This is a genomic window from Methylobacterium sp. (assembly GCF_019750675.1).
In the GTDB taxonomy this organism is placed as follows: Bacteria; Pseudomonadota; Alphaproteobacteria; order Rhizobiales; family Beijerinckiaceae; genus Methylobacterium.
Genome location: NZ_JAIEOF010000413.1, coordinates 1 through 6,308, shown reverse-complemented (window position 1 = coordinate 6,308; position 6,308 = coordinate 1). Strand labels below are relative to the sequence as shown.

General features: G+C 67.6%; 9 protein-coding genes. All 9 read right to left on the bottom strand.

The genetic code is table 11. The features are described from left to right. Positions 1–598 (bottom strand): DNA-directed RNA polymerase subunit alpha (locus K2X24_RS21815; RefSeq protein ID WP_292501039.1); only part of this gene is annotated, 598 nt, incomplete at its 3' end. Between the two features lie 93 nt (positions 599–691). Continuing rightward, positions 692–1,567, bottom strand: a complete 876-nt coding sequence (locus K2X24_RS21810; RefSeq protein WP_292501037.1) for an MBL fold metallo-hydrolase — start codon at positions 1,565–1,567, stop codon at positions 692–694. A gap of 43 nt (positions 1,568–1,610) precedes the next feature. Beyond that, positions 1,611–2,000 (bottom strand): 30S ribosomal protein S11, encoded by a 390-nt coding sequence (rpsK, locus tag K2X24_RS21805; RefSeq protein WP_055949325.1) that lies wholly within the window; start codon positions 1,998–2,000, stop codon positions 1,611–1,613. A gap of 170 nt (positions 2,001–2,170) precedes the next feature. After that, a complete protein-coding gene (gene rpsM / locus K2X24_RS21800) occupies positions 2,171–2,539 on the bottom strand; it encodes a 30S ribosomal protein S13 (RefSeq protein ID WP_238280526.1) in 369 nt (122 codons plus the stop codon). A gap of 267 nt (positions 2,540–2,806) precedes the next feature. Then, positions 2,807–3,406, bottom strand: a complete 600-nt coding sequence (locus tag K2X24_RS21795; RefSeq protein WP_292501034.1) for an adenylate kinase — start codon at positions 3,404–3,406, stop codon at positions 2,807–2,809. A gap of 113 nt (positions 3,407–3,519) precedes the next feature. Continuing rightward, complete coding sequence (secY, locus tag K2X24_RS21790; RefSeq protein WP_238280528.1) at positions 3,520–4,857, bottom strand: preprotein translocase subunit SecY; 1,338 nt, start codon at positions 4,855–4,857, stop codon at positions 3,520–3,522. Between the two features lie 144 nt (positions 4,858–5,001). Beyond that, positions 5,002–5,505, bottom strand: a complete 504-nt coding sequence (rplO, locus tag K2X24_RS21785) for a 50S ribosomal protein L15 (protein WP_056183536.1) — start codon at positions 5,503–5,505, stop codon at positions 5,002–5,004. Between the two features lie 11 nt (positions 5,506–5,516). Next, positions 5,517–5,708, bottom strand: coding sequence for a 50S ribosomal protein L30 (gene rpmD / locus K2X24_RS21780; protein WP_056469605.1), 192 nt, complete (start codon positions 5,706–5,708; stop codon positions 5,517–5,519). Between the two features lie 12 nt (positions 5,709–5,720). Beyond that, positions 5,721–6,308: a 30S ribosomal protein S5 gene (rpsE, locus tag K2X24_RS21775; protein WP_238280529.1), complete on the bottom strand. Its 588-nt coding sequence runs from the start codon at positions 6,306–6,308 to the stop codon at positions 5,721–5,723.

Genomic DNA, 6,308 nt, shown 5'->3' with positions numbered 1-6,308 from the left:
TGTCCTTGTCGAGATCCTGGCCCTCGCGGGTGGTCTCGATGCGGTAGCTGACCTTGGTGACGGGCGAGAACAGGGCGTCCACCGGGATCAGGCCGATGGGGGCGTCCTCGGGACGGTTGCGCTCGGCCGGGACGTAGCCCTTGCCGGTGGCGACCGTGAACTCCATGCGGATTTCGGCCCCGTCGTCGAGGGTGCAGATGACGAGGTCCGGGTTCAGGATCTGGACGTCGCCCACCGTGCCGATGTCGCCGGCGGTGACGATGCCGGGGCCGGTCTTGCGCAGGGTCAGGCGCTTCGGGGCCTCGGTCTGCGAGCGGATCGCGATGGTCTTGATGTTGAGGACGATGTCGGTGACGTCCTCGCGCACGCCGGGGATCGACGAGAATTCGTGCAGCACGCCGTCGATCTGCACCGACGTCACGGCCGCGCCCTGAAGCGAGGAGAGCAGCACGCGGCGCAGGGAATTGCCGAGCGTGGTGCCGAAGCCGCGCTCCAGGGGCTCGGCGACGACGGTGGCGACCCGCTTGGGGTCGTGTCCGGTCGAGACCTGGAGCTTGTTCGGCTTGATGAGCTCTTGCCAGTTCTTCTGAATGACCACGATGCTACCTCTCGCAAGATCGGCGCGAGCCACGAGAGCGGCCCACGCAATTGCCCGTCGACACCGCGCCTCCGGCGCCGGTCAGGCTCAGGGTTACTGTGCCGCGACCCAGAGTTCCGGAACGAAACTGTAGGCGGCACCGTCCCGGGCGACGTAGCCCAGGGCGGGGAATTCGAGATGCGCGCCCGCCACGAAGGTGCGGTCGCTGGCGACCATGTCGAGCATGCGCCGACGCACGGCCCGTGCCTGGTCTCCGTCGGTGTCGAACACCATACCGGCTTCCGGCTGCTTGAACTGGATCGCCGGCAGGTGGACGATGTCCGCCCACATCAAAAGCGACGCGTCGCCCGAGGTGATCCGGTAGCCCGTGTGCCCCGGCGTATGCCCCGGCAGCGGCACGGCCTCGATACCCGGCGCCACGGTGCCGCCGGTCATCGTTCGCAGGCGCCCGGCATAGGGAGCGGTCGCCTTGCGGGCCATATCGAAGTAGGGCTTGGCCTCATCCGGCGCCCGCGCTAGGGCGCCGTCGTCGAGCCAGTGCGCCGCTTCGTCGGCATGCACCACGAGTTCGGCGTTCGGGTAAGCGGCGATCCCGTCGCCGGCGAGCAGGCCGCCAGCATGGTCGGGGTGCAGGTGCGTCAGCAAGACGGTCTCGATGGATTCGGGCGCGACGCCCGCCGCCTGCAGGGCGGCCGGGACGCGGCCGAGGGTAGGCCCGCCGAAGCTGCCCATCCCCGAATCGATCAGCAGCGGCTTGCGCCCCGGACCGGTCACCAGAAACGCGTTCAGCGTGATCCGGGGATCCTGCGCGCGAAAGCCGGCGGCCTGGAGGGCGCCGGCCTCGTCGCGGGGAATCCCGGTGACGAGGTCGAGCGACCCTTGCAGGTAGCCGTCGTTCATCACCGTGATCGTCAGATCACCCAAGCTCCACCGCAGCACACCGGCGAGCGGATTCCGAGCATTCGACACGCGTGTCTCCGTGACTGATCCAGGGATTCGCGACGACCTCCGCTCAGACGCGGCGGCGCTTGCGCGGACGGCAACCGTTATGCGGGATCGACGTCACGTCGCGGATCGACGTCACGGTGAAACCGGCGGCCTGGAGGGCGCGCAGCGCCGACTCGCGGCCCGAACCGGGGCCCGACACCTCGACCTCGAGTGTGCGCATACCGTGCTCGGCAGCCTTGCGGGCAGCGTCCTCGGCGGCGACCTGAGCGGCGTAGGGGGTCGACTTACGCGAACCCTTGAAGCCCATGGCGCCGGCGGACGACCACGAGATCGTGTTGCCCTGCGCGTCGGTGATGGTGACCATCGTGTTGTTGAACGAGGCGTTCACGTGCGCCACGCCCGAGACGATGTTCTTGCGTTCGCGGCGACGAACGCGGGTGGTTTCCTTGGCCATCTGTACCTTCTCGTCCTTCAAGCGCGCCCGTCATTCCAGGCGCTCGGGATTCTCATGCGATGTTGGCGGCGCGGTTCCGGATCACCGTGCCACCACGCGGGACCCCGATGCGGGACACCCAGCGCGACGGAAAGGAGGCCGAGCGATGCACGGCCTCCCAATGCCAAAACTTATTTCTTCTTGCCGGCGATCGGCTTGGACTTGCCCTTGCGAGTGCGCGCATTGGTGTGCGTGCGCTGGCCGCGGACGGGCAGGTTGCGGCGATGGCGCAGGCCACGGTAGCAGCCCAGATCCATCAGACGCTTGATGTTCATCGAGACTTCGCGGCGCAGATCGCCCTCGACGAGGTAATCGCGGTCGATGGTCTCGCGGATCGACAGCACTTCGGCGTCGGTGAGCTGGTTCACGCGGCGCTCGGCCGGAATGCCGACCTTGCCGGTGATCTCCTCGGCCTTCTTGGGGCCGATGCCGTGGATGTATTGCAGCGCGATGACGACGCGCTTGTTGGTCGGGATGTTAACGCCAGCGATACGAGCCAAGGTGTCTCTCCATGGGGCGCCGAAATCCATCGGTGCCGGGGGTGTGACGCGCGTCCGGTGGAGACCGGCCCCTGCGCGCCGTCCAAAACGACAAATCGGCCCGCATCGGCCTCTTGAAAGGCGACCCGGACCCATTTCCTCTGAACGAAGACCGGCCCACTAGCGCGGACCGGTCCGTGTGTCAATGCCAGGTGTCGCGACGTGCGAACGTCGGAACCACCGAATTTGCGAGGGCCGCGCGACGTGACGTTGCGGACGCAGCGCGCCTCAGGAGGCGGCCGCCGTGTGCCGGTCCAGAAGGGCGACGAGGTCCTGCGAAACGGCATCCACGGGCTTCATACCGTCGATCGTCTGCAGGAGGCCGGTACCGGCGTAGTAGTCCGAGAGCGGCGCGGTCTGCCGGCGATAGGCGTCCAGACGCGTCTTGAAGACCTCCGGCGTGTCGTCCTTGCGCACGGGCTGGCCCCGCGCTGCCGTCTCTTCGGCGCGCTTGGCGATACGCCCCACCAGGGCGTTTTCGTCGACCACGAACTCCACGACGCTGTCGAGGGCGATGCCCTTCTCGGACAGCATGGCGTCCAGGGCCTTGGCCTGCTCCACGGTGCGGGGGAAGCCGTCGAGGATGAAGCCGTTCTTGGCGTCGGCCTCCTCGATGCGGTCGGCGACGATGCCCACCACGATGGCGTCGGAAACGAGACCACCCGATTCCATCACGGCCTTGGCCTGCAGGCCGACCGGCGTGCCGGCCGCGACGGCTGCCCGGAGCATGTCGCCGGTGGAGAGCTGCGGAATGCCATAGCGCGCCACGATCCGCTCGGACTGCGTCCCCTTCCCCGCGCCGGGCGGCCCAAGCAGGATGATGCGCATGGTGTCGTTTCCTCAGGTCCGGTTTCTTGGAAGACCGGCGTCCCCTTGCGACGCCGGCACGCGAGACGGTCTAGGCGAGACCACCGGCCGCCGTAGGCGGCCGGGGGATGCGATCAGCGCCGACGGGTCGCCCCGCGCAGCTTCGCCTTCTTCACGAGGCCCTCGTACTGGTGCGCCATCAGGTGCCCGTGGATCTGCGCCACCGTGTCCATCGTAACCGAGACGACGATGAGGAGCGAGGTGCCGCCGAAGCCGATGCTGGCCGAGGAATACGACGCCAGGATCTCGGGCACCAGACAGACGAAAGTCAGGTAAAGCGCGCCGATCAGGGTGATGCGGGTCAGCACCTTGTCGATGAAGGCCGCGGTACGCTCGCCCGGGCGGATGCCGGGGATGAAGCCGCCATGCTTCTTCAGGTTGTCCGCCGTCTCCTGCGGATTGAAAACCACGGCGGTGTAGAAGAATGCGAAGAAGATGATCAGGGCGGCGTAGAGCACCATGTAGAGCGGCCGGCCGTGGCCGATATAGGTGGTGATCGTCGCCAGGATGCCGGTGCCGCCGTTGTTGGCCGAAAAGCTCGCCACGGTGGCGGGGAGAAGCAGCAGCGAGGACGCGAAGATCGGTGGGATCACGCCCGCCGTGTTGAGCTTCAGCGGCAGGAACGAGGTCTGGCCCTCGTACATGCGGTTGCCGACCTGGCGCTTGGGGTAGTTGATCAGCAGGCGGCGCTGGGCGCGCTCCATGAACACGATGAAGTACACGAGCGCGATGGCCGCGACGCCCATGCCGAGGATGACGGCTGAGGAGAGCGCGCCGGTGCGGCTCAGCTCCAGTGCGCCCACGATGGCCACGGGCAGGTGGGCGACGATGCCGGCGAAGATGATCAGCGAGGAGCCGTTGCCGATGCCCCGCGAGGTGATCTGCTCGCCGATCCACATCAGGAAAAGGGTGCCGCCGGTGAGCGTGATCACAGTGGACAGGATGAAGAACGGGCCGGGTTCGATCGCCGCGCTCGAGCTCTGCAGGCCGAAGGCGATGCCCCAGGACTGGACCAGTGCCAGCACCACCGTGAGGTAGCGGGTGTACTGGTTGATGACCTTACGGCCGGACTCACCCTCCTTCTTCAGCGCCTCGAGGCTCGGGATCACCGAGGTGAGCAGCTGGATGATGATGGAGGCCGAGATGTACGGCATGATGTTGAGGGCGAAGATCGCCATGCGCTCGACGGCACCGCCGGAGAACATGTTGAACAGCCCGAGGACGCCGCCCGCCTGTTGCTGGAAGTTCCGCGCGAACTGATCGGGGTCGATGCCCGGGATCGGGATATAGGTGCCCAGCCGGAACACGATGAGCGCGCCCAGCGTGAACCAGATGCGCTTCTTGAGCTCGTCGGCCTTGGCGATGGCCCCGAAATTGAGGTTCGCGGCAAGCTGCTCGGCGGCTGAGGCCATGACACCGGTTCCTGGAGATGGGTCATACGGAGCATCCTCTGCTCGGGCGAGAGGAGGACGGTCCCTGATAAAACGGAAACGGCGGCCACGCGCGAGGTCGCACGGGCCGCCGCTCAGAGCTTCGACTTAAAGTCTGACGGTGGGCTACGCAACCACGCGGGCGGGCTTGCCACGGGTGGAGACGCCGTCGCCGTACGTCACGGTCACCGCGCCGCCGGCCTTCTCGACACCCTCGATCGCCGACTTCGACGCGCGGGTGACCTCGAAGGTCAGCTTGGTGGTGAGTTCGCCGACGCCGAGGAGCTTCACGCCGTCACGGGCGCGGGCGCAGATGCCGGCGGCGATCAGGGTCTCGACGGTCACGGTGGCGCCCGCCTCGATACGGCCGGCGTCGACAGCCTGCTGGACGCGGCCGAGGTTCACCTCGTTCAGGTCCGTGGAGTACAGGTTGTTGAAGCCGCGCTTTGGAAGGCGACGATGCAGCGGCATCTGACCGCCTTCGAAGCCCTTGATGGAGACGCCGGTGCGGGCCTTCTGACCCTTCACGCCGCGTCCCGCGGTCTTGCCCTTGCCGGAGCCGATGCCCCGACCGACGCGCATCCGGTTCTTGGTGGCGCCGTCGTTGTCGCGGAGTTCGTTGAGTTTCATGATGCCCTCCCTCAGGCCGCGTCGCTGAGAACGCGCACGAGGTGCTGCACCTTGCGGATCATGCCGCGCACGGAGGGAGTATCCTCCAGCTCGGAGACCCGGTGCAGCTTGTTGAGCTTCAGGCCGATCAGCGTTGCACGCTGGTCGCCTTCGCGGCGGATGGGCGAGCCGATCTGCTCGACCCGGAGAGTCTTCTGTGCCATCGGACCCTCCCCTTACGCGACTGCGGCTTCGGACATATCGGACGGATCGGCGTCACGGCGACGGGCCTGGAGGGCCGACACCTTGAGACCGCGACGGGCCGCGACGGCGCGCGGGCTGTCTTCGTTCTTGAGCGCCTCGAAGGTGGCGCGCACGAGGTTGTAGGGGTTCGAGGAGCCGAGGCTCTTGGCCACCACGTCCTGCATGCCCAGCGTCTCGAAGACGGCGCGCATCGGGCCGCCCGCGATGATGCCGGTGCCCTGGGGGGCGGCGCGCAGGATCACCTTGCCGGCGCCGTGACGCCCGTAGACGTCGTGGTGCAGGGTACGGCCCTCGCGGAGCGCGACGCGGACGAGACCGCGCTTGGCGGCTTCCGTCGCCTTGCGGATCGCCTCAGGCACTTCGCGCGCCTTACCGTGGCCGAAGCCGACGCGGCCCTTCTGGTCGCCGACGACGACGAGTGCGGCGAAGCCGAAGCGACGGCCGCCCTTCACAACCTTGGCGACGCGGTTGATGTGGACGAGCTTGTCCACGAACTCGCTGTCGCGCTCCTCGCGGTCTTCGCGGCGGCCGCGGCCCCCGCCTTCACGTTCACGTGCCAT

Excerpts from the sequence above, each read along its gene's own strand:
- rpsK (WP_055949325.1), bottom strand. The coding sequence starts at position 2,000 with ATGGCCAAGGAAACCACCCGCGTTCGTCGCCGCGAACGCAAGAACATC.
- K2X24_RS21795 (WP_292501034.1), bottom strand. The coding sequence starts at position 3,406 with ATGCGCATCATCCTGCTTGGGCCGCCCGGCGCGGGGAAGGGGACGCAG.
- secY (WP_238280528.1), bottom strand. The coding sequence starts at position 4,857 with ATGGCCTCAGCCGCCGAGCAGCTTGCCGCGAACCTCAATTTCGGGGCC.
- rplO (WP_056183536.1), bottom strand. The coding sequence starts at position 5,505 with ATGAAACTCAACGAACTCCGCGACAACGACGGCGCCACCAAGAACCGG.
- rpmD (WP_056469605.1), bottom strand. The coding sequence starts at position 5,708 with ATGGCACAGAAGACTCTCCGGGTCGAGCAGATCGGCTCGCCCATCCGC.
- rpsE (WP_238280529.1), bottom strand. The coding sequence starts at position 6,308 with ATGGCACGTGAACGTGAAGGCGGGGGCCGCGGCCGCCGCGAAGACCGC.